This window comes from Moraxella sp. K02 (assembly GCF_041154755.1).
Taxonomy (GTDB): domain Bacteria; phylum Pseudomonadota; class Gammaproteobacteria; order Pseudomonadales; family Moraxellaceae; genus Faucicola.
This window is the reverse complement of the sequence record NZ_AP031590.1, coordinates 1,352,750-1,377,808: the sequence shown is the minus strand read 5'-3', so window position 1 is coordinate 1,377,808 and position 25,059 is coordinate 1,352,750. Positions and strand designations below refer to the sequence as shown.

The following is a 25,059-nucleotide window of genomic DNA, read 5'->3' as shown; positions in this document are numbered from 1 at the left end:
TTAACACAATAATCTTACATGACTATGAGGACGATTCATGCTAGAGAACTATCGTAAACACGTCGAAAATCGTGCGGCACAGGGTATTGTGCCACAGCCACTTAACGAACAGCAAACGGCTGACTTGGTTGAACTATTAAAAAACCCACCAGCGGGTGAAGAAGCGACACTTGTAGATTTATTAGAAAACCGTATTCCACCTGGGGTTGACCAAGCAGCGTATGTTAAAGCGGCATTTCTAGCGGCCATCGTTAAAGGCGAAACCACTTCTCCTCTGATTTCAAAACTAAAAGCGATTGAATTATTGGGTCATATGCAAGGTGGTTACAACGTTGAACCATTAATTCAAGCATTAGACGACAAAGAATTGGCGAAGGCTGCGGGCGACGCGCTGAAAAAAACCTTACTGGTATTTGATGCCTTTAATGATGTCACTGAAAAAGCGGAAGCGGGCAATGAAGTGGCTAAAGAGGTATTACAATCTTGGGCAAACGCTGAGTGGTTCACCAGCCGTCCAGAAGTGCCAAAAAAAGCCACTTACAAAACCTTCAAAGTCACCGGTGAAACCAATACCGATGATTTGTCACCTGCCCAAGATGCATGGTCACGTCCAGACATCCCCCTACACGCATTAGCCATGCTAAAAAATGCGCGTGAAGGTATTGTGCCAGACCAAGACGGCGTGATTGGTCCGATGAAACAAATCGAAGAGATGAAAAAAGACGGTATTCCATTGGCATATGTGGGTGACGTGGTTGGTACCGGTTCAAGCCGTAAATCAGCGACCAACTCGGTATTGTGGTTAATGGGTGATGACATCAAAGGCGTGCCAAACAAACGTGCCGGCGGTCTTGTATTGGGTGGTAAAATCGCACCGATTTTCTTCAACACCATGGAAGATGCGGGCTCATTACCTATCGAAGTGGATGTTAGCAAACTTAACATGGGTGATGTATTTGATATCTACCCACATGACGGCAAAATCACCAAACACGATTCTGACGAAGTGATTGCAACTTTTGAATTAAAATCACCAACGCTGCTCGATGAAGTGCGTGCCGGTGGTCGTATTCCATTGATTGTAGGTCGTGGCTTAACCAACAAAGCCCGTGAATATCTAGGTCTAGGGGCGTCTGACATTTTTGCAAAACCAGAACAGCCTGTCGACACTGGTAAAGGCTATACTTTAGCGCAAAAAATGGTCGGTAAAGCTTGTGGCGTAGAAGGTATTCGTCCTGGTGCCTACTGTGAACCAAAAATGACCACCGTGGGTTCGCAAGATACCACAGGTCCAATGACCCGTGACGAATTAAAAGACTTGGCTTGTTTAGGCTTCTCTGCAGATTTGGTCATGCAATCATTCTGTCATACGGCAGCTTATCCAAAACCAATCGACGTAGAAACTCAGCACACACTTCCTGACTTCATCATGAACCGTGGCGGTGTATCATTACGTCCAGGTGATGGTATTATTCACTCGTGGTTAAACCGTATGCTATTGCCTGATACTGTTGGTACAGGTGGTGATTCACATACCCGCTTCCCAATGGGTATTTCATTCCCAGCAGGTTCAGGTCTAGTGGCGTTTGCGGCAGCGACCGGTGTAATGCCATTAGATATGCCAGAATCAGTTCGTGTACGTTTTGTCGGTGAAATGCAGCCTGGTATCACCTTGCGTGACTTGGTACATGCGATTCCTTACCAAGCCATCAAAGAAGGTTTATTGACTGTTGAGAAAGCCGGTAAGAAAAACGTATTTAACGGCCGTATCCTAGAAATCGAAGGTTTAGAAGACTTAACCGTTGAACAAGCATTCGAATTATCAGATGCCTCTGCCGAACGTTCAGCCGCAGGTTGTACTATCACCCTGTCTGAAGAATCAGTAAAAGAATACCTAACGTCAAACATCACCCTACTCAAATGGATGATTTCTGAAGGTTATGGCGATGCCCGTACCATTGCACGCCGTATCAAAGGTATGGAAAGCTGGCTTGCCAACCCAACATTATTACGTGCTGATGCAGACGCAGAATATGCCGCTGACATCACTATCGATATGAGCGCCATCAAAGAACCGATTCTTTGCTGTCCAAACGACCCAGATGATGCCAAAACCTTGGCAGACGTTGCTGGCGACAAGATTGATGAAGTGTTTATCGGTTCATGCATGACCAACATCGGTCACTTCCGTGCAGCGGGCGCGTTGTTAAAAGAAGTACCTGCGGGTAGCTTAAGCACACGTCTATGGATTGCACCACCCACTAAAATGGATGCACGCCAATTGATGGATGAAGGTCTATACAATGTCTATGCACAAGCGGGCGCACGGACTGAAATGCCGGGTTGTTCACTGTGTATGGGTAACCAGGCGCGTATCGCACCAAAATCAACGGCTGTATCAACTTCGACACGTAACTTCCCGAACCGTTTAGGTCAAGGTGCTAATGTGTACTTGGCTTCTGCAGAGTTGGCGTCGGTGGCTGCGGTACTTGGTAAGCTACCTACCAACGAAGAATACCAACAATATGCTGGTAAGCTCAACAGCATGTCAGCTGATATCTACAAATACTTAAACTTCGACCGTATGAGCGAATATACTGAAGAAGCAAATAAAATTAACGTAGCACAGCTTACCTAACCATCGTTAGATTAAAGTTAGGCTCATCTAATTTTGATTAAGTAGGATAGCTTTTAATTAAGTAGGATAACAATAAAGTAAGACCCTGCAACATAGCAGGGTTTTGCTGTTGTTAGCACTTACATAAAAATTTTTGAACGTTTAGCTAAAAAATATCTTGGCAAAATTTGGCTTATAGTAATGGCATCTGTGGCGAGGCTTCAGCTTGCAGCAAATTTGAATAAGTCACCCCAACCAAACGTACGGGTAAAAGTTTTGGGGTATGCTCATATAACCATTGAATCCAATAATGGGCATCAGATTCTTGTTCAAAGTAGGAGGAAATACTATGAGAACGGGTAATCACACTAAAATCGCTGTATTTGATTTTAATGGTGATGGTGCGAGCGTAACGCTGCTTTTTTTGTAAATCTTTAAACGCTTGGCTATTTTCGCGATATAGGGCAGCCACAATGACTTTATCATCCATGGTATTTTGTAAAAATGTTGTCTCAGAACCGACAGATTTATGGTTGCGCTCAGCTTTAACCTCTCGATTATCAATACCGTGGGCAATCTGGTGAAAGAAATCACCGCGTTTGCCAAAGCGTTGTTTTAATACGTCCGCTGGGGTATTGCGTAAATCCAATCCTGTAAATATACCCATGTCATGCAACATTTTGACGGTGGCTTTGCCAATCCCGTGAAATTTTTTTACCGGTAAATTGGCGATAAAGTCCAATCCTTGCTCAGGTGTGATAACCGCAATACCGTTGGGTTTATTTAAATCTGACGCGATTTTGGCAAGCATTTTGTTATAAGACACGCCTGCTGAAGCGGTCAGTTGCGTTTGCCGCAAAATCTGTTGGCGAATGCGATTGGCGATTAGTGTCGCAGAATTTTTTTCATACGGGCTATCGGTCACATCCAGATACGCCTCATCCAGTGATAAGGGTTCGACCAGTGGCGTATATTGGTGCATGATGGTACGAATTTGCTCACTAACTTCTTGATACACCTCAAAACGTGGTTTGACAAAAATTGCTTGGGGACACAGCTGACGGGCTCGATAGCATGACATGGCAGAATGCACACCAAACTTGCGTATCTCATAACTTGCTGCTGCGACGACACCACGCCCATTGGGGTCACCGCCAACGACCAATGGTTTACCTTGTAACTCAGGATTATCCCGTTGCTCAACACTGGCAAAGAACGCATCCATATCGATATGAATAATTTTACGCATGGATGTTAGTTTACCATTCTAACTATACGGGGAAAGTATTTAATTAACTTGTTAAACATAAAGACGCTAGCTAATATAAACAATAAATTCAAAATTTACTGATTGATAAATTCAATTGATAAGTAGTCTGTAATCTGCTACATTATCGGTATCAAGGGGAGTAACTTCTCACTTTAACAGTTTGTGATTTATCGTCATTACGTAAGCAGCCGCTTACCGGTAAATCAGCTATTTTTTAGCCATATATTGAGCTAATCATCAAATAGTAAGCCAGACCTTGACTTAACACAACCACATATTTGGTCGGTGTGAGTCAAGGTTTTTTTGTGCTTAGCATTTCCCAAAATCCTTTGACTTATTGCCAACCATAGTTTGTGAATGCATACTAAGGAGCGATAATGTTACTTGCAGCAGTGAATCAAATGACAGAACCCATGAGCATTGGCAGTCCCATGCTATATGCCGTGTTCTTTGCTATCGTAGCGATACTGTTATTGGTTGATTTTTTTACCTTTAAAACCCCAAAAAATGGTGAAGCGGTTTCGATGAAACAAGCGGGTATTTGGAGTGCCATTTGGGTGGGCGTGTCTGTGCTGTTTGCAGCCGGTCTATGGTGGTATCTAGCACAAAATTTTGGCGGTGATATCGCCACTCAAAAAGTAGGGGAGTTTTTTACAGGATATTTACTGGAAAAATCGCTCGCCATTGATAATGTTTTTGTATGGCTGATGATTTTTGCGGCGTTTGCGGTGTCGCCTGCGATGCAACGGAAGATTTTACTGTACGGGGTGATTGGTGCGATTGTCATGCGCACGGTGATGATTTTTGCAGGGGCTTGGCTTGTCACGGAGTTTAGCTGGATTTTATATATTTTCGGTGCGTTTTTGCTCTACACCGGGGTAAAAATGTGGCAAAACCACGATGAGCAAGAAGACCCGAAGCAGTCAGGCTTATATAAGTTTTTACAAAAACATCTGAAAATCAGCGATGACAGCCATGATGCATCAGGCCAAGAGCGGTTTGTGTTAGTGAAAAATGGCGTAAAATATTTTACCCCGTTAGCGGTGGTGCTTATCTTGGTTGAATTGTCGGATGTGATTTTTGCGGTGGATTCAATTCCTGCAATTTTTGCGGTCACTACCGACCCGTTTATTGTTTTGACGGCAAACTTGCTGGCCATTTTGGGTCTACGGGCGATGTTCTTCTTGTTATCGGGTTTGGCGGATAAATTCCATTTATTGCCTTATGCGCTTAGTGTTATCTTGGTGTTTATTGGCGCCAAAATGCTACTGCTTGATGTGTTCCATGTGCCGATGGCTATCTCGTTAGGCTTTATTGCTACCGTACTAACAGTGACAGCGATTTTATCGGTAAAGTTTCCGAATTTGGGTAAAGTTGAAGCATAAAAAATATTTTTGAATAAAAAAAAGGGCTAACAATTTAGCCCTTTTTTGTGAATTAAAAACTGACTATTTGGCATAAAATGCTTCTAAAGTAGGCACAAATTGTTTTTTTCGGCTGATCAAGTTACCCAAATCAAGCAATTTATCATTGAGTCTGGTATCAAATGCTTGCTCAATGATTTCATTTTGTGCATCGTTGCTACCAACCGCCCAAGACTGCTGTTGTAAAATATCAACAATAATAACTAGCATATAATCCAAGCCATCTCTTTGGCGGATTAGTTCACTGGCTTGTTGGATACCCTCAATGCGCGAAAACACCACATCAGGATTAACAGTTTCGATACTAGCGATTGCCCATTTTTTATTTGAGAAAATAAACTGTTTATAATCGGTAGTGACTAACGCATCATCCGTTAAGTCGCTGATATTGCTTTTTGCATCGAATAATTGATTGGCAAAGCGGTTTGTATCGTGAATCCCTGCAAGGTGAATGACTGCTTGTAACGCTCGTTTGTCACTGTCTGTAGTGGTAGGACCTGTCAGATTAAGCGTATCAGAAATAATTGCACCTGCCATCAATGTCGCCATTTGCTGAGAAATCAGCAAATTCTTTTCCATAAACATATGGTATAAAATGGTGCTGGTAGATCCGACAGGTTCAAATCGAATATAGGCAGGTTCGGCAGTGGTCAAATCACCAAGTTTATGATGGTCGACAAGGTAACAAATACGGGCGTCTGCTAGATTGGCAATCGATTGCTGGCTTTCATTATGATCGACTAAAGCAGCGAGTTGGTCAGGCTCAAGATGGGTGAGTAATTCTGGTAATCGGACTTTAGCAAGTTCAATTAAAAATTTGGTTTCTTGATTGATATCATCTAAGCGGTAACTTTTGGCATCTATACCTTGTTGATTGAGCCAATAGGCCATGACGATGGCGGATACAATAGCATCGGTATCCGGTTTTTTGTGCCCAAAAACAGCAATGGTTGTCATAAAATTACCCCAATATAAAACACAGCTATTATATCATCTTGTCAAAATCAAACGGTTGACTGGCAAGTTTGCGATGAAAAAGCCGATATTGACTAATCGGCTAACTTTACCATTAAGTGCAACAAAACTACAGGGCTGATTGGATAAGGTGAATGAGGCGCTCACCGATTTGGACGGTTTCATCGGCACTCATGTTGAGCGGTGGCAATAAACGAATGGCATTACCGCCTGCGACATTAATGATTAGATGATGATTGTCACGCGCTTTATCGACCAAGCTATCAAAGGCAATGCCGCGATCCTGTGGCAGCACCACCCCTAGCATCATGCCTTTTCCGCGTACAGTAACCCCTTGGCTACCCAGCTCGCTGGTGATTTGCTCAATCAATGCTGCGCTATTGCTAAGGGTAGTTGCCATCATATTCTCATCATCAATGACATCAATCACTTCGCTAACCACACGGCAAGCAAGCGGCGTACCACCATACGTTGAACCGTGTGAACCATAGCTAAAAATATCATTGGCTTTTGCGCTGGTCATGCAAGCACCCACAGGAAAACCATTCCCCAAACCTTTTGCTGTGGTCAAAATATCAGGTTTGATGGAGGAATATTGATAAGCAAAGTATCGCCCCGTACGACCATTGCCCGTTTGCACCTCATCTAAAATCATTAGTAAGTCATGGTCATCGCAAACTTTGCGAACTTGGCTTAAAAAATCAAAGCCATTGGTCGCAGTATTGACGCCACTTTCACCTTGGATAGGCTCAAGCATCACAGCGCAAACATTGTCGTTATCGGCAATCGCTTGGCTAATCGCTTCAATATCCCCAAAAGGCACGCGAATAAAATCATCATCTAAGGTAAAAAATCCTGCTCTAGCCATTGGATTTGCGGTGGCGGATACGGTCAGTAAGGTGCGTCCATGAAAGGATTTTTCCATCACAATCACTTTGGCTTGGGTTTGACCACGATTTGATGCAAACAGTCGCGCCATTTTTAATGCCGCTTCGTTGGCCTCGGCACCGCTATTGGCAAAAAATACTTTATCCATGCCTGCGACTTGGCATAACTTTTCACCCGCGCGCTCTTGCCAATCAATACCAAAAAGATTGCTAGTATGCACAAGCGTTGCGGCTTGATCGGCGATCGCGGCAGTGATACGCGGATGACAATGCCCCAGGCCACAAACAGCAATCCCTGTTAACGCATCCAAATACGGCGTTCCGTCAGCGGTATAAAGGTAACTACCTTGACCTTTGACAAAGCTAATGGGCTGGCGTTTATAGGTGGGGAGTAAATAAGAGCTCATGGGGATTCCTTTAATCATAGTTAGCGAATCATAGTTAGCAATTCATAGCTAGCGAAATCACTAACCAATCAAATCTACGTTATTTAAAAGCGTCTAATTCGTCACTAAACGGGGTGTCTTCTGCACCGACTTTATAGTCCTCATTCGCCCAAGCGCCTAAGTCAATGAGCTTACAGCGTGCACTGCAAAATGGCTTGGTGGGGTTATCTGCCCAAACGGTGGGTTTGCCACAGCGCGGACAGGGGTAAGTTTTGACAGGTGCATTTGATGGGGTGTGCTCGGTTTTAGACATAAACAAAAGGTATTCTGAAAAATGGTGTATCGGATTATTTGCCATAGTATACTATAAATCCTTTTTTTTGGGCGAATCAAGCGACTGTTCATGCTAAGTCATCAATTTACTAGACCGTTTCAACCCGATCGTATCCGTCATCCCAGAGATTTTCAGCCACTTGCCGCAACATTTTGGCAGCAACCCGCCATTTTTCTTGAAATCGGTGCAGGGAAAGGCAAGCATGCCTTGAGTTTTGCCAGCGATAATGCCAATGCCCATCTCATCGCGATTGAACGTACTGCAGAAAAATATCAAGCCATGCAAAAAATGGCGAATCAAGCAAAGTTGTCTAATTTAACGACTATTCATGCCGATGCCATTGCTTGGGTCACCCATGCTGTACCTGCCCAAAGCTTATCAGGGGTGTTTATTCTTTACCCCAATCCAGAACCGCACAATCCCAACCAACGCTGGCTTAACATGCCGTTTTTTGAGTGGTTGCTGTCTCGGTTAAAACCAGGTGGCGAGCTTATACTTGCCAGTAACATTGAAAGTTATATTGATGAAGCTGAGCATAAAGCACAGACGGTTTGGCAAGTACCGGTGGAGAAAACCCAAGTACCCAATCATAGTGAACGCACGCATTTTGAGGTGAAATACCTAGCGCGTGGCGAGGCGTGTTGGCAACTGAGCATAAAAAAACCGCATGGTTATACCACACGGTTTGATGATTTTAATTCACTTTAGTCAGGTTTTAACGCAAGGGGCGTGGTTTGGGTGTCATCGGCACGTACCACATAAGTTTTGGCGATTTTATCATGTAGGCTTAATCGCTCTTTGCTGGTGAGCATCATGACCAAATCAACGACTAACACAACCAAACCAAAAATCGATAAAGAGTAAGCCAATGTGGTAAATAACCCACGCATAATGATTAAATTAAAAAATCCAGGAATGGCATTGGACTTGCGATCCAAAATGCGTATGCCCATTATCATTTTACCGATAGTCTGACCACGGCGCATCAATAATAGGACTTGCGCAATCATTAAGCCCCATACCAAAATATTGGTCAACAACAATATATGTTCAGGTAATGCTGACATGAGTTCCATCTGCTGGGCAGATGTCAATCGGGTTTGTCCTGCTTCTGCCCATTTGAGTAATTTATCAAAATTTGGGCTGTTGTACAGGGAAATGAACAGGGGCGACGACGCCAATACCATAAGCAGGGTATCTACTAATTTTGCTGCGATACGACTACCGATGCTGGCAAGGTCTAACTGTTTTTTGGCATGGGCAATGTCTTGGTTTGAGCCAAGTTTTTTGGTCAATGTGACCTTGGTAGGGTTAGGGGATTTGTGCGGGTTATTCGCTGAATACCGATCCCAAACATTCTCAGCGTCTTCTGAAGGCGATATAGGATTAGGCGTGTTGTTAATAATATAATCTGCTTCATCAGAAGCGGGCTGCTCACGTTGGTGGGTATCGACTGGCAAGCTTTCATCAATCGTTGGACGGTAAAAAAATTGTCCATCCGTCATCGCATTGACTGTGTTCCAGTTATCCATCCCTTGATGCCACATCAAATCAGTGAGTAACACTTGCCCTGTGGCAAGCATTTGATTGAGTTGTTCAAGGGTATAAGGGCCGGCTTGCACATTGTTGCGAGCTAGAAAAATATGCATGTAATAACTCTACTTCTACTGGGTGGTAAAATTTGAATGACTGTATCTTATTATATGATGTTTTGCAACATCGTGCTAAAAATCGCTTATTATACAAGGCATGTTATTCAAAAAAACGCGATATCCTTATGGATTGACGTCAACAGCATCTAAACCATTAGCTATGCTTGGGTGGTAATGATGGCTAGTAATGATTGGTAGGTGGTAATTATCTATCATAGGCTGAACCAAAAGTATGCTAATATTTTTGGTTTAGCCTACGATTATTTTTCTTATTCTTATACTTGTTCTTATATTGTCAGATTGTATTTATGTCAGCAACTCATCCCACCAATGTCAGCATTGATTTTGATAAACCTTGGTATCACTATTTGACTTATTTTCCGAATTTCCCCAAGCTTGATGCAACATATACTCATGCAACACATAGTCATGCCCCTGCTATCAATATTGTTGAAAATTTGAATGCTGATTTGGATAGATATGAGCATGTAAACGCCAGCCGTATAGGCAATTTTGAAAAATTACCGATTCGCTTTGTTGACCAAGCGTGTCTGCCTGAGGGCGAGGCTTATGAAAGTTTTATTGCCAAGACAGGTAAAATTCCAACCCGTGACAATCACCATGATTTACTTAACGGTTTGATTTGGCTGAATTTTCCGCAGGCTAAAGCGGTATTTAACGAACTCCATGCCAAAGATATTTTGCGACATGGTATTCATAACGCCAGAACAGCGCTGCGTAATGCGTTAACCGTATTTGATGAAAATGGCGGCATTGTGGTGAGTTCAAATAGACTATTGCTTGAACAGTTACAAGCATTTAAATGGCACGCAGCTTTGGTCACTCATAGAGCAAATTGGTTGGCTCAACATCGTACCATTGCCTTTTTTCCATTTGGTCATGCCCTGCTTGAAAAATTGGTTAACCCAAGAAAAAATATCACCAGTCATACCTTGCTGATTTTAGTAGATGAGGGTTGGTTTGAGCAATCCATAGCGAGTCAGAGAAACCAGCTTGATACCGCAATTGCTAAGCTATTTCGAGAGCTAGCAATGCCAGATTTGGCGGGCAATTCAGTTAAGCTATCATCCAAAAGCTTTCAGCCGTTACCTGTGATGGGTATCCCTGGCTATAGTGCTGACAATGTGATACCCGCATTTTATCAAGATGAGGCTGTTTTTAGGGGTCCAAGAGCGTTCAGCGCGCCTATTTTTCCATTGCATGACTGATTACACCAGTGAACAGACAATTTATAGCAGTGGTTGGGGTGATTGCCCAGTCTATGAATCTTGCTTGATAAAAGCCGGTTAATCCGTTAGCATTAAAGCAACCTCTAGTTCATCCAGTCGCATTTATTGATGAAACTCATAATTACTAATAAAAATATTGGAGCATCGGCATGACCACCAAAGTCGTCAAAATTGATAATAAAGTTCGTATGATTACAGGTAAATTAGCCCCACATCTTGAAATTCAATGGGAAAATTATACGTTAGCAGAATTGCAATCATTGCTTGCGACGGTGGTGCGTTTTGAAATTGAGCACAACTTTCGTCGTCATAAAGATTATAAAGATAGCAAAGGCGCTAACATTCAAGTGTTTAATGATGCCAACGAACTTAAAGTCACAAGTTTAAAAGACGAATTATTAATCATTCGCGATAGCCAAATCGATTCACAATAACTATGAATCCGTGAATCAATCAAAATCCAAGCCGAATGACTTGGATTTTTTTACGAGTTAGATTTTTTCGCCATGTTGTTGGTGATTGTTGAAGCAAAGTATCACCCTAAATGCTCAATGATTGCCATTGATAAAAAAATAATCGATAGCCTTTTAAGCATGGTATAATTGTCAGTTTTTATTGACAAGCGAATCATGGGTGACACGATGAAATACCCTAAAATCTACGACGTAATTGTGATTGGTGGCGGTCATGCTGGTACAGAAGCGGCGCTAGCTGCTGCGCGCATGGGTCAGCAGACGCTGTTATTGACGCATAATATTGAAACCTTGGGACAGATGAGCTGTAATCCTGCGATTGGCGGGATTGGCAAGTCGCATTTGGTGCGTGAAGTCGATGCGTTGGGCGGTGCTATGGCGCTTGCCACCGACAAAGCAGGGATTCAGTTTCGTGTGTTAAATAGCCGTAAAGGTGCCGCTGTCCGTGCCACACGAGCCCAAGCGGACCGTATTTTATATAAAGCGGCGATTCGCTATACCTTAGAGAATCAGCCAAACTTGGATATTTTCCAACAAGCGGCGGATGATATTTTGGTTGAGAACGGCAAAGCCGTAGCCGTGGTTACCCAATCAGGGATTGAATTTGCTTGTGGCGCAGTGGTGTTGACGTCTGGCACTTTTTTAGGCGGTACTATTCATATTGGACTGGAAAACCACAAAGGTGGACGTGCAGGCGATCCGCCTTCCATCCGTTTGGCAGATAGATTGCGTGAACTCAAGCTGCCGGTTGGACGTCTCAAAACAGGCACGCCCCCACGCATTGATGCGCGCACGGTAGATTTTAGTGCCATGACCGTTCAGTCAGGGGATACACCACTGCCAGTCATGTCGTATTTGGGCGATGTGTCTATGCATCCGCGCCAAATCAACTGCTATATTACCCATACCAATGAACGCACCCATGACATTATCCGCAGCGGGTTAGATCGCTCACCCATGTATTCAGGGGTGATTGAAGGCATTGGCCCCCGTTATTGCCCATCGATTGAAGATAAAATTCATCGGTTTGCTGATAAAGACAGCCATCAGATTTTTATTGAGCCTGAAGGGTTGACCACCCATGAGCTTTATCCCAATGGAATTTCAACCAGTCTGCCATTTGATATTCAGTTGGCTTTAGTGCGCTCGATGAAAGGGCTGGAAAATGCGCACATCTTGCGTCCTGGCTACGCGATTGAATACGATTATTTTGACCCGCAAAATCTTAAACCAAGCCTTGAGACCAAATCGATTGATAACCTATTTTTTGCCGGTCAAATCAACGGAACGACAGGGTATGAAGAAGCCGCTGCACAAGGTATCTTAGCTGGGTTAAATGCCGCACGTCGTACCCAAGGACTGGATGCTTGGACACCGCGCCGCGACCAAGCCTATATCGGTGTGTTGGTAGATGATCTTATCACCCATGGCACTAAGGAGCCGTATCGTATGTTTACCAGTCGTGCCGAATACCGTCTGCTGCTACGTGAAGACAATGCCGATCAACGCTTGACAGAAATTGGGCGCGACTTAGGACTGGTGGACGATGCGCGCTGGCAAGTGTATAGCGATAAAATGACAGCGATTGAGCAAGAAACCGCACGTTTACGCTCGCTTTGGGCAACGCCCACTAATACGCTGGGTCAATCATTTATCAATAAAACCGGCGAAGTATTGACCAAAGAGAATAACGCGCTGGATTTGTTAAAACGTCCGAACGTGTCATTTGATGATATTAGCGAATTGACCGAATCTCCTGTGTCTGCTGAAGTGGGTGAGCAAATAGAAATTGGTGTCAAATACGCCGGTTATATCGATCGTCAGCAAGTTGAAATCGGTCAGATGAAAAAACTTGAACACACGCTCATTCCAGAGGATTTTACTTATCATGATATCTCTGGGCTTTCCAATGAAATCGTGCAAAAACTTGAAAAAGTGCGCCCAACGACGCTTTCCCAAGCCAGTCGCATTAGCGGTGTCACGCCAGCTGCGGTACAGCTTTTGGCAATGATGATTAAAAAAAGCAAAAAAGCGCGTGAAGTGCTAAGCTCCTAACTTTACACCATGCTACATAAGTCCCATGGTATTGGTATGTGCCAAACTTGGGACTTTTTTATCCTCTGTTGCCGTAAAACCACCGACTTCAGGCGGTGGATATAAGGCAGCTTAAGCAACCATATTCACGCACAAAGAATATAAAACATGCTAGAATAAACCCATGAAAACACTCAAGTTACGCATACGAGATAAGCACACAGCACAGCTTAATAACTTAAGCGGTTCGGTTAATTTCGTATGGAACTATGTCAATGACTTGAGTTATAAGCACCTACAAAAAACTGGTAAATTCTTTAGTGCTTACGACCTAAACGACTACACCAAAGGTAGTGGTGAGTTACTAGGCTTGCATAGTCAGACTATTCAGGCAATCAATGAAACCCATGCCAAAGCTAGAAAACAATTCAAAAAAGCCAAACTAAACTGGCGAACCAACAACCCAAATTCAAAACGTAAATCATTAGGCTGGCTACCGTTTAAACAATCTGCCATTAAGCATATTGCCACACACCAAACAGGTAAAAAAGGCTTAAAATCCACCTTACAGCTTAGTTTAGCCAAAGGGCAAAAGCTAATCATCAACCTATGGGACAGCTACAACCTTAGCCTATACCAAATCAACACATGCGAATTGGTACAAGACAGCCGTAACCGTTGGTATGCCTGTATCACCGTCAAAGACTACCCCAAGACACAATGCGGAACGGGTAGCGTAGGCATTGACTTAGGCTTAAAAGACAGTGCTACCACCTCAAAAGGCAATAAATTACAAATCAAACAAACGCTCAACTATGCCAAAGATTTAGCCACCGCCCAACGTGCCAAAAACAAACAGCGTGTCAAGGCAATCCATGCCAAAATCAAAAACACACGCCAAGACCTCATCCATAAATTCACCACCCAATTAGTTAAAGATAATGCGCTAATCGTGGTCGGTGATATTCAGAGTAATCAATTTAATAGTAAAAAAGGCAAACTCGCCAAATCGGTTTACGATGCAGGCTGGTTTGAACTCAAAAGGCAACTGACCTACAAATGCGAGAACGCAGGTTGCCGTTTTGAAATCGTGAATGAGAGATACACGACCCAGCGATGTTCGTGTTGCGGTGAAATCACCGCCAATAGTCCGAAAGGTAGAAAATCGCTTGGAATAAGAGAATGGATATGTGCTTCGTGTGGCACATGGCATGATAGAGATATTAACGCCAGTCGGAACATTCTTGCGGTTGGGCTTGACCGTCTTGTAGAAGGAATCCCCGAACGATAGGGAGGGGAGGAAGTCAAGTGATGGCTCGTAGCATGGGCGGCAATGAAATATTAGCGGCCAATATTTTAGGATTTACCACCGTGTTTTCCATGTTTAGTCTAGCCATCGGCATGGCGTTGTTACGCCATTTTGGCTTGGCTTAGCACAAAATTGGCTAGTCGTAGATTATTCAAAGTAGATTATTCAAAGTAGTGTAGCCATTTTAGCGCAACTTCATCAACGTTATCGATATTGTCAGACTTTGGCAACCATTCACGGCTAGCGGTAACCCGAATCGCATTGGTTTGATTGATATCATATTGACTACCAATACTGATTTTAGGCTGCCAATAGCTTTCATTATCGCTATCGCCACTTATCCAAAATGGCAGTTTTAATTCTGATATCGCACGCCAATTTGGACGCAATTCCGCATTGCACCCGACATTGACGCCAAGCCCAGCACGATAACCATGGTATAAGCCTTTACCAAACTGCGCTGCAATAGTGCCCAAGCCATAGCAAATATTGGCGGGCATATCGCCTGTGTTTGGGGCAGCGCTACCGATTGCCACGCTTTTACCAAATTCACCGCTGATATTTGCGACCAAATGATTGTCTGTAGCGCTGCGGTCATCTTTGTTAATAGCCTTGATACCCTCAAAGACTCGCTGTAAGCCAATATTACCACCCCATGAAATACCCTTTTTTGCGCTATTAATCGGATGAAATGAACGCACATCAAATAATCCTAGCTGCTCAAGTTGCACGCTATCTTGGTGGTCTGCGTTGTCGTGGATGCTAAGACCCATACTCAATGCCGTCAATTGTGAGCCTATGGGATAACCATCAATTTTATCCAACGCATCACGATACACCATGCGGTAATTTAAAGTGATAGCCTGGTTACTGTCTAATTTAGGTCGTCCACTCACACTATCAAGCGACTGCTGGCTAATCCCAATATCAAATCGACTTAAAGGATTAGCCAGTTCAGGATTGTCTCGGCTAGGCAATATCTGAGAACTTAACGCCCGATTTTGATGGGTATTGTTAAAAGCCTTGGGATGATTTGCCGTGTTGCGGGCATTTAATTGCGCTTGCACAACGGTCGGTGTGGAAGGACTAAAATTGGTAGAGCGAATCAAATTTTCGCGATTTAACATGCGTACCACTTGGGCAGGGGAAATCATTGGGGAGTTATTCACTAAAAAATTTTTATCGGGAAAAATAGAATTTAGTAACACTAAAATTTCAGAGGCGCAATTATCGGATAACAGATAATAGGGCAAGTTTTGGTCTTTGATTTCCCAAGTTCGATAGGCAAGTTGTTTAACCTGTTTATCGGTAAGATTGAGCTGATATTGCCATACATTGCGCCCATTATCTTGCAAATATTCTTTGATACCTTGCTGATAATTGGTCATGGTAAATTCGCCCGCATTGCCACCGATACTGGATTTGTAAGCAAATTTTAAAAAATGCTCACCGTCGGTGACTTTCGGCGTGAAATTCAAATAGTATTGATTGCTAAGATCGGCATTATCAAATCGCAAAAAACTATGGGCAAACGCAGACGGTGGGCTATCTAAATACTCACTGGCAAAAATTAATGAGACGGATTGGGGATTGATTTTTTGTAGCCATGAATCGAGCGCATCACAATGTTGATGGGGTAGGCTTGAGGTATCGATGGCTAAGTTTTCAATGAGCCACTGTGTACGAGCGGGAAAGCGACATTGGACAGAGGCATTATTTTTTTCGCTTGGGTGAAATAACTGTGTAAGGATTTCATCAAGTTCTGCTTGTGGATTTTTGGCGCCTTGTGTGCTGGCAAAAAATTGTCGTTGGCTCGCTTGTGGGTTAAAACGATTGTTGACCCGACTTTCAAAGGGCTGTTTTCTGGTGACTGTTTCAGGATAATACAACAACCGCAGCCATGCTTTTTGCGCCGCTAAGTTTTGCTCATGGGCTGATGTCAATGCCGTTTGCAGTGCTTGGGTAGTGGTAATAGGCGTCGGCGTAGATAGGGCTGTATGTGACGAGAATTGCTGAGCTGGCGCAGGTGATACATGTGACACAGGCGCTGCTAACGCATAATGTTGAGCGGATATTAGGCTCAATACAAAGACTGCTTTAGCTAACTGCTTTTGAGTAAAAGCTGTTTTCTTTTGATTAAAAACACGGGTTACAGCGTGTTGATGATAGCTGTATTTGAGAAAGTTCATATGGGTGCTCTTTTTTTATAAGATAAGTTTTATAAGCTAAGTTTTCACAATTTTTGATAAGCAAAGCATATAATATCTGTGTGCGAATTAACATTGCCCAATTTGTAATCACATCATTGTAGGCAGCTAGCCGACTGTAAGACAACTTGCCAAATAGATTTTATCCGCTTAATTTGCTATAATTTTTTAATTATTTAGCAAAATTTTTTTAAACTATTGTGATTTATTGAAGGGTATAAGGACAATTCAGTCATGGATAAACAAGCGATTTTATCAGCGTTAACGCCTGAAATTGTTGAAAAATTTCGTCAAGCAATTTCGCTTGGCAAATGGGAAGATGGTCGAAAGTTGACGGAAGAACAGCGTCAAACTTGTATGCAAGCGGTGATGGTATGGGAGCATGAATTTTTGGGTGTAGAAGAGCGCACTGGCTATATTCATCGTCCCAAAAAAGCGGCAGAAGACTGTGATATCGGTCATGATCATCACTACCCAAATAAATCGCAAGATGAAGATGGCGAAAAACCGATTAAATTTAGTTAGGCGATAAAAAAAGGCGAGAGCATTTTCTCGCCTTTTTTACACTATTTTATTAAGTATTTATTTATCAGTTATTTGAATACTAAGTACTTAAGTATAAGTACTTAGTATTAGCTAGTTGATTATTTTTCTAGAATGGCGACTACACCTTGTCCGCCCGCCGCACAGATAGAAATCAGCGCACGACCTGACCCTTTTTGATCCAGTAGTTTAGCGGTGCTGGCAAGAATGCGACCACCGGTTGCGGCAAACGGATGCCCTGCAGCAAGTGATGAGCCATTTACGTTAAGTTTACTGCGGTCAATCGCGCCAAGTGGCTTATCAAGACCTAAGCGTTCTTTGCAAAAACTTTCGTCTTCCCACGCAGCAAGCGTAGACAATACCTGTGAGGCAAATGCTTCGTGAATTTCATAATAATCAAAGTCTTGCAGCGTTAATCCTGCACGTTCCAACATACGTGGCACAGCATACGCAGGTGCCATCAAGAGGCCTTCTTTAACGCCTTTTTTACCGGTAAAATCAACCGCAGCGGTTTCTTGGTAGGTGAGATAAGCAAGCGGTTTTAATCCATTCGCTGCAGCCCACTCATCTGTGCCTAATAACACACAAGATGCGCCATCGGTCAACGGTGTTGAGTTACCTGCCGTCATGGTTGGGTTGGCATTTTTCTTACCAAATACAGGTTTTAATGACGCCAATTTTTCTAACGAAATATCAGGACGTAGATTATTGTCGCGTGTCAAACCCTTAAATGGCGTGATTAAATCATCAAAAAACCCCTCATCATACGCACGTGCCAAGTTTTTATGGCTGTTAAAGGTAAACGCATCTTGTGCTTCACGGGTGATCGCCCATTCAAGTGCGGTGATGGCTTGGTGCTCACCCATCGATAATTTGGTACGAGGTTCACCATTTTGCGGTGCATCAATCAAGTCTTTTGGATTAACGCTTAATAACGCTTGCAAGCGATCTTTATTGGTTTTGGCATTATTAAGTTTTAACAGCGCTTTACGCAGCCCATCACCAATGCCTAAAGGGGCATCAGAAGTGGTGTCAACACCGCCAGCAATCCCTGAATCAATCAGTCCCAAGGCGATTTTATTGCTCACCGCGAAAGCCGCTTGCAGCCCAGTACCACACGCCTGTGACACATCATAAGCAGGCGTTTGCGGACTCAATGCCGTGCTTAACACACATTCACGAGTAAGATTGATATCACGGCTTAATTTAATGACCGCGCCCGCCACTACTTCACCCAAGCGTTTATCTTGTAAGTTATAGCGTTCCACCAAGCCGTTAAGCGCAGCTGTCAACATTTCAGAGTTGCTGACATTGGTATATTGACCATTTGAACGGGCGAACGGAATACGGTTGCCACCTAAAATAGCGACCTTTTTACCAGCAGGTTGATGAGTGGGGTGTTGAAAATTGTCCATAGAAAAGTCCTTTTGAGCAATTAATTAAAAAAATTGGCTAAGCTTAAACCAAATAATTTTTAAAAATAACGAAATCTTTTAAAAATAACTAAACTTTTTAAGTTGCAGTGATGTTACCATAAAACGCAGACAAAAATACCCATTAAAGGTATATATATAACAATAATTTATATAAATTGCTAACACCAATAAAATTTTATTTGATATGACTGTTCAATATTGCTTGATTGGTATAGAATTTAGACAGAAAATATTTTTAAATTAGTGTTTTACTCAGTGTTGAACTTAGTATTTAATTGAGCCTTATCTAATAGCCTAAGCAAAACAAACTATTCAAAGGAGTCCTTATGTCAGACCATTATTCCGAATTCGTTCAAAATCCATTGGGACGTAAGATTGCCCAAAATTTGGGTTTACCGATGCCAGTCAACCTTGAGCGTTATAAAGACGGTCAAGCACCTATTACCGGTAGTGTCATTTTTGGAGTCAGTGAAAACGCTGTCATAGCAAATGACATCGCCAAAGTATTAGCCAATGTGCAAGCCGATGTCTATCTAGACGCCAATGAGTCAGCGCGTGATGCTTTACAAAATGCACAGATTGACGCCGAGCAGTTTGGCGCGAATCAGTATTTTAAAGTGGCTATTTTCGATGCTTCAGGTATCAACACAACCCATGAGCTAAAACAAGTTTACAACTTCTTTCATCCGATCGCGCGTTCGATTGACCGCTCAGGTAGGGTCATCGTTATTGGCTTGCCACCTGAAAAATGCACCAGTATCGCACAGGCAGCAGCCCAGCGTGCTTTAGAAGGATTTGTCAAATCCGTCGGTAAAGAGTTTAAGCGCGGTATCACAAGCCAGCTTATCTATGTAGACCCAAATGCGGCGCAAAACCTTGAATCTACGCTTCGTTTCTTTGCCTCACCGCGTTCTGCGTATGTGTCAGGACAAGTGGTGAGAGTGGGTCAAGGCAACCTAGTCACGGTCGATTGGCAAAAGCCCTTAAAAGGTAAAACACTGGTGGTGACTGGCGCGAGCCGAGGTATTGGCGAAGCCATCGCAAAGGTATTGTCGCGTGATGGCGCACACGTTATCTGTGTGGATGTGGCTGCACAGCAATCGGACTTGCAAAAAGTAGCAGGTGAGATAGGCGGCTCTACCTTAACATTAGATATCACCGCCGACGATGCTGGCGAAAAAATAGCCGCAGCGGCAGCTAAGCGTGGCGGCTTAGATGGTATTGTCCACAATGCAGGCATAACGCGTGACAAGACATTGGCAAAAATGGATGATAACATGTGGGATGCCGTCATGAACGTCAATCTCAATGCGGAAGAAAAAATTGATGATTATCTGCTCAGTCATGACAGTTTCAATGAAAACGCGAGAATTGTATGTGTATCATCCATTAGCGGTATTGCCGGCAATTTGGGACAGACCAATTATGCCATGAGCAAAGCTGGCGTGATTGGTGCGGTACAAGCGACTGCGCCTACGTTAAAGAACGGTATTACCATCAACGCGGTAGCGCCAGGATTTATCGAAACCCAAATGACCGCTGCCATACCTTTTGCGATTCGAGAAGCAGGTCGCAGGATGAACTCAATGAGCCAAGGCGGTTTGCCGATTGATGTGGCTGAGACCATTGCTTGGCTGGCTTGCCCTGCATCGGGCGGCGTCAATGGCAACATTGTCCGCGTCTGTGGTCAAAGTGTGTTGGGTGCGTAATTATTGACGGGCTGAAAAAATCAGTATCGAAAATATCGCTACTGATTTTTTCCATTATTTTTTCTAAGTCAAACTTAAACTAAGCTTTATGCAAAAAATCAACAATTAGATTGTGACATTCGATTATAATAAACTAAGTTCTCAGATTTTGAGATCTGACGGTAATAAAAAGTAATGGAATATACCCGAACCCTATTCAATCGCCAGCCCTTTGTTGGCTCAAGCTTAAAAAGTAAAAAAGTAAGGACAGTCTGTATGTCAGACCAAAATTTTAGTCGTTTGCCAAAACCGCACACCACCTATGCCAATATTATTAAAAGTTTTTTACCCATTGGCGACCAAGACAAATCAGCCAATGCGGTGTTGCCTAGCGCTACTTATAGCGTCAATACGCTTGAAATCGACCATGATAACTTAGCCGATTACCGTAGGATTTGTGGTTTTGAAAATAATAGCTACGTGCCGCCGACGTATTTTGCGGTGCTGTCACAGTCGTTACAGATGAACATGATGGTCAAAGAGCCATTTCCCTTTGCCATGCTAGGCTTGATTCATGTGCAAAATACTGTTACCCAATATCGGCGCATTAAAGATAGCGCAATTTTTAGAATGGCGGTGAGCTTTGCTAACCTGCGCGACCATGATCGCGGTAAGCAATTTGATTTTGTGACTAAAGTTTTTGAAAAAGATGAGCTGGTTTGGGAAGGGACTTCGACGTATTTATCACGCCAAAAAAGCAAAAAAACGACTCACAAAGCATCGACGACGCAAGTAGAACCCAAGCCCACACTTGATAGTAATGATATGCATGAATTTTGGGAAATTCCCGAAGATATTGGGCGTCGCTATGCGTTTATCTCTGGGGATTTTAATCTGATTCATTTGCATCCTTTATCCGCCAAAGCATTTGGTTTTCCAAAAGCCATTGCACATGGTATGTGGACAAAAGCCAAATGTTTGGGTGCGTTGGGTGATTTGCCAGAGAGCTTTACCTGTGATGTGACGTTTAAGTTGCCGATTTTTTTGCCCTCTGAAGTAGAGTTTATCGCAAAATTTGATAACCGTGACGAGCAGGTGGATTTTGGTGTGTATGATGCCACTACACCAAAAGCCAATTTGATTGGGAAAATCACCCAAGCGCAGGCTAAAAAATAGCGATAAAGAGAAGGTCAATAAGGGTTCAATGTTAAGCGGCTATTTTTTTAGCAGGGTGTTTTTTAGCACAGGATTTTTTAGGATGCTATTGAAGCAATGAAGGATTTAATGGATTATCAAGCGCTAAATCAAAACCTAGCCCAACTATTATCAAAATTTGATCTTAATCAAAAGGTAGGTGGTTGCAGTCTGGTCATTTTTCATCAAGGTAAAGCGGTCACTCAACTGGCTCATGGCGTAGCAAATATTGATAAAACTAACCAGCAAATTACCCCTTGGCAGCCATCCACCCTGTCGCTGAATTTTTCGACAGGCAAGGGCATACTGGTTACGTTGATTCATATTTTAGTGAGTCAAAATCTTTTAGCATATGATAAAACCTTGGCTAGTTATTGGCCAGCATTTGCCCAAAATGGCAAAGATAGCGTCACTTTGCGCGATATGCTAACCCACGAGTCAGGATTATTTAATATTGTCAGTATTACCGAACACGCCAAAGACATGCTAGATTGGCAACTGATGCTCAGTAATGTTGAGCAAATGGCGTTGAATAGTCCAACTAATACGCATAGTTCAGGTAATAGTTCAGCTAATAATAAGCAGTCTGTTAATCAATCAACCGAATCCAGTGCGGCTTCCAATGCAGATTCCAGCGCGGCTTATAGTGCCTTGGTATCGGGCTGGGTATTGGGTGGGCTGATTGAAAAAGTAACGCAATTACCCCTGCAGCAAGCCCTAGAATATTATTTATTGCAACCGCTTAATTTGGTCGGTCAAGTCTACTTTGGGGTACCCAAAGACAAAGTCGAGCAGGTTGCCGGTCAAATACGTGCCAAAGAGACTCAAGCTAAACCTTTACTCACTCAAGATGCCGACTCAACGCTACAATTTTATCAATCACTGCCTTTTTACCCAGCATGGTTAACATTGTCTCAATCGGGCTCTCCTTTGACGACGCAAGCCATTAACGCGCTGTATTTTCAACCTGCTAATATCAATATCGAAGACTATAAATCTGCGCTGGTACCCATCGGTAGCAGACAATTTAATTATTATCACCCTGTCACACTGCAGGCGAAAATTCCTGCCGCAAATGGAGTAGCCAGTGCGATAGCATTGGCAACAATCTATGCAATGCTTGCAAATCGCGGTGTTTGGCAAGGTAAAACGCTAATCAATTCTGCTGTTTTTAAGGCGCTTTCAACCATTCACAATGAGCAATTTGACAAAATCATGCCAGCGGTTATGGCATGGCGACTCGGTTACCATCGCGTGTTTAGTCTGTTCCATGATGTGTCTGATGCATTTGGACATATGGGGTATAATGGGTCTATGGCTTGGTGTGATCCCAGTCGCGCATTAGCAGTCAGTTTTGTACATAATTATGATGTGACTATGCTGGGTGATGATCGACAATTTATCTTGAATGAAACGATATTGGATTTTTTTGCTTAGCCTAATTGTTGAGGCTTGTTTGTTAGTCTCGTTTCTTAGCACCATTTAAACAATAAAAGGAATGTAATCAATGCAGTATGACAATCAAAATATTTTTGCCAAAATTCTTCGTGGTGAGATTCCTAGCCATAAAGTTTATGAAGATGACAAAACGCTTGCTTTCATGGATATCATGCCGATGGCAGAAGGGCATGTTTTAGTGATTCCAAAATGTGAAGCCGTTGAATTGTCGGATATGCCAGCAGATTACATTGCGGCAGTTTTTAGCGCCGCGCAAAAAGTCATGGCAGCGCAGCGCAAGGTATTTAACCGCCAAGGTATTGTGCAGATGCAGTTAAATAATGCAGAGGCAGGACAATCAGTATTTCATTACCACGTTCATTTGATTCCAAGCAGTATCTATCATCTTGGCTTGCATGAAGATCGACAAGGCGATCATGAACGCCTAGCAGCATTGGCAAGTCAATTAAAATCAGCAATTGCAAATTAATTAACTACTTGCAAGTAGCAAATGGTTAAAACCCAACCCCCTATTTGCAAGCCGGTAAGATGGTGGTAGAGGTACAAATCGGCAAAAACCCCGCATCGGTTAAAACATCTTGTGCTTTTGCTGATTTTAGGTAATCCACAAAGATTTGACTGGTTTCAGGGTGATTCAAAATTATCCCATCTTGCAGAATTGGCGGATAACTATCTTTGGGTAGTATTAAATAGTTATTGGTTAGCGTCTTCACATTTTGAAGGGCATTGTCATTGGGTTTATTCAATACTTGAGACAGACTTACAAATCCAAAATCTGCTTTTCCACTATCCGTTAACGCAAAAGTTTCATCGAGGGTATTGGTATATACAATCTTAGACTGGATATTATTATAAAGATTTTGATTGACCAACCAGGCTTCTGCTGCCACGCCATAAGCTAAACTCTTTGGATTGGCTATCGCTAAACTAAAGGGTTTATTGTCAAGCATCAACTGATCGAGCGTGGTTGTAGCGCTAATGTCCATGGGGTATTTATGACTATAAAGCACTAGCTGACCCCGGGTATAAGTGAAGGGCGATGATTTAACACCCTTAACACTGGCAAGCATTTGCTTCGGATAACTCTGATTACCCGACAAATAAATATCAAAGCTTTGAGGATTGGCATTGACCGTATCATACAGCGCAGCATTGGGCGCAAAAGTAATTTGAATCTTTATATTCGGGTAATTGTGATTAAAATCTGATACCAAAATAGGCAATACCATGCGAAGATTGGAAAAAGCGGCTATACGTAGATTTTCAATCGCTTTAGGTGAAGAGGCGGCAGGCGCATTCTTTGAGATAGCTTTGGCAGGTTCTTTGGCAGATTGGTTATTTGACGTCGTTGAGTTTTGATTGCTATTTGATGAATTACAACCTACTATCAATGCTGTGAAAATACATAGCATTGTGTTAAAACAGATCGAGGTAGGTTGATTAAAAGACATATATTTACAAATTTAACCCTAGTTTTTAGCGACAATATGATTAAGTGACGGGCAAGAATACTATACAAAGTAGTAAGTGAGTGTGTAAAAAACGTATCGATTTTATGGAAAAATTATTTTTTACGTGTTTTTTGTTTTGAAACAGAAATAATGAAAATAGTTGTTGCAAAAAAAAATAAAGTTGCTAAAATACCACCCCACATAGCCGATTACAGATAAACTAAAAAGCTATGGCCATCTATGCCAGTGTGGTGAAATTGGTAGACACGACGGATTCAAAATCCGTTGCCTTTAAAAGCGTGTCGGTTCGAGTCCGACCACTGGTACCAAATTAAAGCTCCTAATAACAGGAGCTTTTTTTTTGAGTTAAAATTGCTGTATAAAAGAATGATTAAGGTATTATTTTTAATTGTTTATCAAGCAAATCTATAATGCTATAATGGATTACATGTTACTCAGTCGCAGTGCTAA

At 42.6% G+C, this 25,059-nt stretch carries 20 protein-coding genes, 1 tRNA gene and 1 pseudogene; 14 read left to right on the top strand and 8 right to left on the bottom strand.

All coding sequences use genetic code 11. The features are described 5' to 3' along the window. Positions 1 to 37: 37 nt before the first annotated feature. Positions 38 to 2,638, top strand: a complete 2,601-nt coding sequence (gene acnB, locus ACAM39_RS06200; RefSeq protein WP_369627023.1) for a bifunctional aconitate hydratase 2/2-methylisocitrate dehydratase — start codon at positions 38 to 40, stop codon at positions 2,636 to 2,638. A 172-nt stretch (positions 2,639 to 2,810) separates the two neighbouring features. Here the strand turns inward: acnB and dinB are convergent, their stop codons facing one another. Further along, positions 2,811 to 3,866, bottom strand: coding sequence for a DNA polymerase IV (gene dinB / locus ACAM39_RS06195; protein ID WP_369627022.1), 1,056 nt, complete (start codon positions 3,864 to 3,866; stop codon positions 2,811 to 2,813). 398 nt (positions 3,867 to 4,264) lie between these two features. On the opposite strand from dinB, the gene ACAM39_RS06190 reads away from it, so the two are divergent. Next, positions 4,265 to 5,272: a TerC family protein gene (locus tag ACAM39_RS06190; protein WP_369627021.1), complete on the top strand. Its 1,008-nt coding sequence runs from the start codon at positions 4,265 to 4,267 to the stop codon at positions 5,270 to 5,272. A 63-nt stretch (positions 5,273 to 5,335) separates the two neighbouring features. On the opposite strand, the gene ACAM39_RS06185 is transcribed toward ACAM39_RS06190, so the two are convergent. The 3 genes from ACAM39_RS06185 to ACAM39_RS06175 form a co-directional block, all read right to left on the bottom strand. Next, a complete protein-coding gene (locus ACAM39_RS06185; RefSeq protein WP_128680897.1) occupies positions 5,336 to 6,268 on the bottom strand; it encodes a manganese-dependent inorganic pyrophosphatase in 933 nt (310 codons plus the stop codon). Positions 6,269 to 6,395: 127 nt separating this feature from the next. Continuing rightward, entirely contained in the window at positions 6,396 to 7,580 is a 1,185-nt protein-coding gene (locus tag ACAM39_RS06180) for an aspartate aminotransferase family protein (RefSeq protein WP_369627020.1), read from the bottom strand. Positions 7,581 to 7,659: 79 nt separating this feature from the next. Further along, positions 7,660 to 7,872, bottom strand: a complete 213-nt coding sequence (locus ACAM39_RS06175) for a DNA gyrase inhibitor YacG (protein WP_201666419.1) — start codon at positions 7,870 to 7,872, stop codon at positions 7,660 to 7,662. Between the two features lie 90 nt (positions 7,873 to 7,962). Here ACAM39_RS06175 and ACAM39_RS06170 point away from each other — a divergent pair, with 90 nt between their 5' ends. Then, positions 7,963 to 8,601, top strand: coding sequence for a methyltransferase domain-containing protein (locus ACAM39_RS06170; protein WP_369627019.1), 639 nt, complete (start codon positions 7,963 to 7,965; stop codon positions 8,599 to 8,601). On the opposite strand, the gene ACAM39_RS06165 is transcribed toward ACAM39_RS06170, so the two are convergent. After that, positions 8,598 to 9,542 (bottom strand): RDD family protein, encoded by a 945-nt coding sequence (locus tag ACAM39_RS06165; protein ID WP_369627018.1) that lies wholly within the window; start codon positions 9,540 to 9,542, stop codon positions 8,598 to 8,600. The genes ACAM39_RS06170 and ACAM39_RS06165 overlap by 4 nt on opposite strands. Positions 9,543 to 9,853: 311 nt before the next feature. On the opposite strand from ACAM39_RS06165, the gene ACAM39_RS06160 reads away from it, so the two are divergent. From ACAM39_RS06160 to ACAM39_RS06140, 5 genes and pseudogenes are all read left to right on the top strand, one after another. After that, positions 9,854 to 10,774 carry a DUF3025 domain-containing protein gene (locus ACAM39_RS06160; protein ID WP_369627017.1) on the top strand — a complete coding sequence of 307 codons (921 nt, stop codon included), beginning with the start codon at positions 9,854 to 9,856 and terminating at the stop codon, positions 10,772 to 10,774. A gap of 170 nt (positions 10,775 to 10,944) precedes the next feature. Further along, a complete protein-coding gene (locus ACAM39_RS06155) occupies positions 10,945 to 11,229 on the top strand; it encodes a hypothetical protein (RefSeq protein WP_159374837.1) in 285 nt (94 codons plus the stop codon). Between the two features lie 207 nt (positions 11,230 to 11,436). Continuing rightward, positions 11,437 to 13,323 carry a tRNA uridine-5-carboxymethylaminomethyl(34) synthesis enzyme MnmG gene (mnmG, locus tag ACAM39_RS06150; RefSeq protein ID WP_369627016.1) on the top strand — a complete coding sequence of 629 codons (1,887 nt, stop codon included), beginning with the start codon at positions 11,437 to 11,439 and terminating at the stop codon, positions 13,321 to 13,323. A 163-nt stretch (positions 13,324 to 13,486) separates the two neighbouring features. After that, a complete protein-coding gene (locus ACAM39_RS06145; protein WP_369627015.1) occupies positions 13,487 to 14,593 on the top strand; it encodes an RNA-guided endonuclease InsQ/TnpB family protein in 1,107 nt (368 codons plus the stop codon). Positions 14,594 to 14,604: 11 nt separating this feature from the next. Next, a pseudogene (locus ACAM39_RS06140) lies at positions 14,605 to 14,736 on the top strand (AEC family transporter); the annotation flags it as partial. A 36-nt stretch (positions 14,737 to 14,772) separates the two neighbouring features. Here the strand turns inward: ACAM39_RS06140 and ACAM39_RS06135 are convergent. Beyond that, a complete protein-coding gene (locus ACAM39_RS06135; RefSeq protein ID WP_369627014.1) occupies positions 14,773 to 16,800 on the bottom strand; it encodes an Lnb N-terminal periplasmic domain-containing protein in 2,028 nt (675 codons plus the stop codon). 252 nt (positions 16,801 to 17,052) lie between these two features. Between ACAM39_RS06135 and ACAM39_RS06130 the strand changes: the two genes are divergently transcribed. Next, positions 17,053 to 17,343 (top strand): YeaC family protein, encoded by a 291-nt coding sequence (locus ACAM39_RS06130; RefSeq protein WP_369627013.1) that lies wholly within the window; start codon positions 17,053 to 17,055, stop codon positions 17,341 to 17,343. Between the two features lie 119 nt (positions 17,344 to 17,462). Here ACAM39_RS06130 and ACAM39_RS06125 read toward each other — a convergent pair whose 3' ends face one another. Beyond that, on the bottom strand, positions 17,463 to 18,776 hold the full coding sequence (locus ACAM39_RS06125; protein ID WP_369627012.1) for an acetyl-CoA C-acetyltransferase: 1,314 nt from the start codon (positions 18,774 to 18,776) through the stop codon (positions 17,463 to 17,465). A 347-nt stretch (positions 18,777 to 19,123) separates the two neighbouring features. Between ACAM39_RS06125 and ACAM39_RS06120 the strand changes: the two genes are divergently transcribed. From ACAM39_RS06120 to ACAM39_RS06105, 4 genes are all read left to right on the top strand, one after another. After that, a complete protein-coding gene (locus ACAM39_RS06120; protein ID WP_369627011.1) occupies positions 19,124 to 20,506 on the top strand; it encodes a 3-oxoacyl-ACP reductase in 1,383 nt (460 codons plus the stop codon). A gap of 255 nt (positions 20,507 to 20,761) precedes the next feature. Further along, positions 20,762 to 21,661, top strand: a complete 900-nt coding sequence (locus ACAM39_RS06115) for a MaoC family dehydratase (RefSeq protein ID WP_369627010.1) — start codon at positions 20,762 to 20,764, stop codon at positions 21,659 to 21,661. A gap of 96 nt (positions 21,662 to 21,757) precedes the next feature. Further along, a complete protein-coding gene (locus ACAM39_RS06110) occupies positions 21,758 to 23,116 on the top strand; it encodes a serine hydrolase domain-containing protein (RefSeq protein ID WP_369627009.1) in 1,359 nt (452 codons plus the stop codon). 70 nt (positions 23,117 to 23,186) lie between these two features. Then, positions 23,187 to 23,606 carry an HIT family protein gene (locus ACAM39_RS06105; protein ID WP_369627008.1) on the top strand — a complete coding sequence of 140 codons (420 nt, stop codon included), beginning with the start codon at positions 23,187 to 23,189 and terminating at the stop codon, positions 23,604 to 23,606. 40 nt (positions 23,607 to 23,646) lie between these two features. Here ACAM39_RS06105 and modA read toward each other — a convergent pair whose 3' ends face one another. Continuing rightward, positions 23,647 to 24,588 (bottom strand): molybdate ABC transporter substrate-binding protein, encoded by a 942-nt coding sequence (gene modA / locus ACAM39_RS06100; protein WP_369627007.1) that lies wholly within the window; start codon positions 24,586 to 24,588, stop codon positions 23,647 to 23,649. Between the two features lie 242 nt (positions 24,589 to 24,830). On the opposite strand from modA, the gene ACAM39_RS06095 reads away from it, so the two are divergent. Continuing rightward, positions 24,831 to 24,917: transfer RNA gene (locus ACAM39_RS06095), tRNA-Leu, on the top strand. Positions 24,918 to 25,059 lie beyond the last annotated feature (142 nt).

What these genes read in the sequence shown, in the direction of transcription:
- acnB (WP_369627023.1), top strand. Translation starts at nt 38, where the DNA reads ATGCTAGAGAACTATCGTAAACACGTCGAAAATCGTGCGGCACAGGGT.
- dinB (WP_369627022.1), bottom strand. Translation starts at nt 3,866, where the DNA reads ATGCGTAAAATTATTCATATCGATATGGATGCGTTCTTTGCCAGTGTT.
- ACAM39_RS06190 (WP_369627021.1), top strand. Translation starts at nt 4,265, where the DNA reads ATGTTACTTGCAGCAGTGAATCAAATGACAGAACCCATGAGCATTGGC.
- ACAM39_RS06185 (WP_128680897.1), bottom strand. Translation starts at nt 6,268, where the DNA reads ATGACAACCATTGCTGTTTTTGGGCACAAAAAACCGGATACCGATGCT.
- ACAM39_RS06180 (WP_369627020.1), bottom strand. Translation starts at nt 7,580, where the DNA reads ATGAGCTCTTATTTACTCCCCACCTATAAACGCCAGCCCATTAGCTTT.
- ACAM39_RS06175 (WP_201666419.1), bottom strand. Translation starts at nt 7,872, where the DNA reads ATGTCTAAAACCGAGCACACCCCATCAAATGCACCTGTCAAAACTTAC.
- ACAM39_RS06170 (WP_369627019.1), top strand. Translation starts at nt 7,963, where the DNA reads ATGCTAAGTCATCAATTTACTAGACCGTTTCAACCCGATCGTATCCGT.
- ACAM39_RS06165 (WP_369627018.1), bottom strand. Translation starts at nt 9,542, where the DNA reads ATGCATATTTTTCTAGCTCGCAACAATGTGCAAGCCGGCCCTTATACC.
- ACAM39_RS06160 (WP_369627017.1), top strand. Translation starts at nt 9,854, where the DNA reads ATGTCAGCAACTCATCCCACCAATGTCAGCATTGATTTTGATAAACCT.
- ACAM39_RS06155 (WP_159374837.1), top strand. Translation starts at nt 10,945, where the DNA reads ATGACCACCAAAGTCGTCAAAATTGATAATAAAGTTCGTATGATTACA.
- mnmG (WP_369627016.1), top strand. Translation starts at nt 11,437, where the DNA reads ATGAAATACCCTAAAATCTACGACGTAATTGTGATTGGTGGCGGTCAT.
- ACAM39_RS06145 (WP_369627015.1), top strand. Translation starts at nt 13,487, where the DNA reads ATGAAAACACTCAAGTTACGCATACGAGATAAGCACACAGCACAGCTT.
- ACAM39_RS06135 (WP_369627014.1), bottom strand. Translation starts at nt 16,800, where the DNA reads ATGAACTTTCTCAAATACAGCTATCATCAACACGCTGTAACCCGTGTT.
- ACAM39_RS06130 (WP_369627013.1), top strand. Translation starts at nt 17,053, where the DNA reads ATGGATAAACAAGCGATTTTATCAGCGTTAACGCCTGAAATTGTTGAA.
- ACAM39_RS06125 (WP_369627012.1), bottom strand. Translation starts at nt 18,776, where the DNA reads ATGGACAATTTTCAACACCCCACTCATCAACCTGCTGGTAAAAAGGTC.
- ACAM39_RS06120 (WP_369627011.1), top strand. Translation starts at nt 19,124, where the DNA reads ATGTCAGACCATTATTCCGAATTCGTTCAAAATCCATTGGGACGTAAG.
- ACAM39_RS06115 (WP_369627010.1), top strand. Translation starts at nt 20,762, where the DNA reads ATGTCAGACCAAAATTTTAGTCGTTTGCCAAAACCGCACACCACCTAT.
- ACAM39_RS06110 (WP_369627009.1), top strand. Translation starts at nt 21,758, where the DNA reads ATGAAGGATTTAATGGATTATCAAGCGCTAAATCAAAACCTAGCCCAA.
- ACAM39_RS06105 (WP_369627008.1), top strand. Translation starts at nt 23,187, where the DNA reads ATGCAGTATGACAATCAAAATATTTTTGCCAAAATTCTTCGTGGTGAG.
- modA (WP_369627007.1), bottom strand. Translation starts at nt 24,588, where the DNA reads ATGTCTTTTAATCAACCTACCTCGATCTGTTTTAACACAATGCTATGT.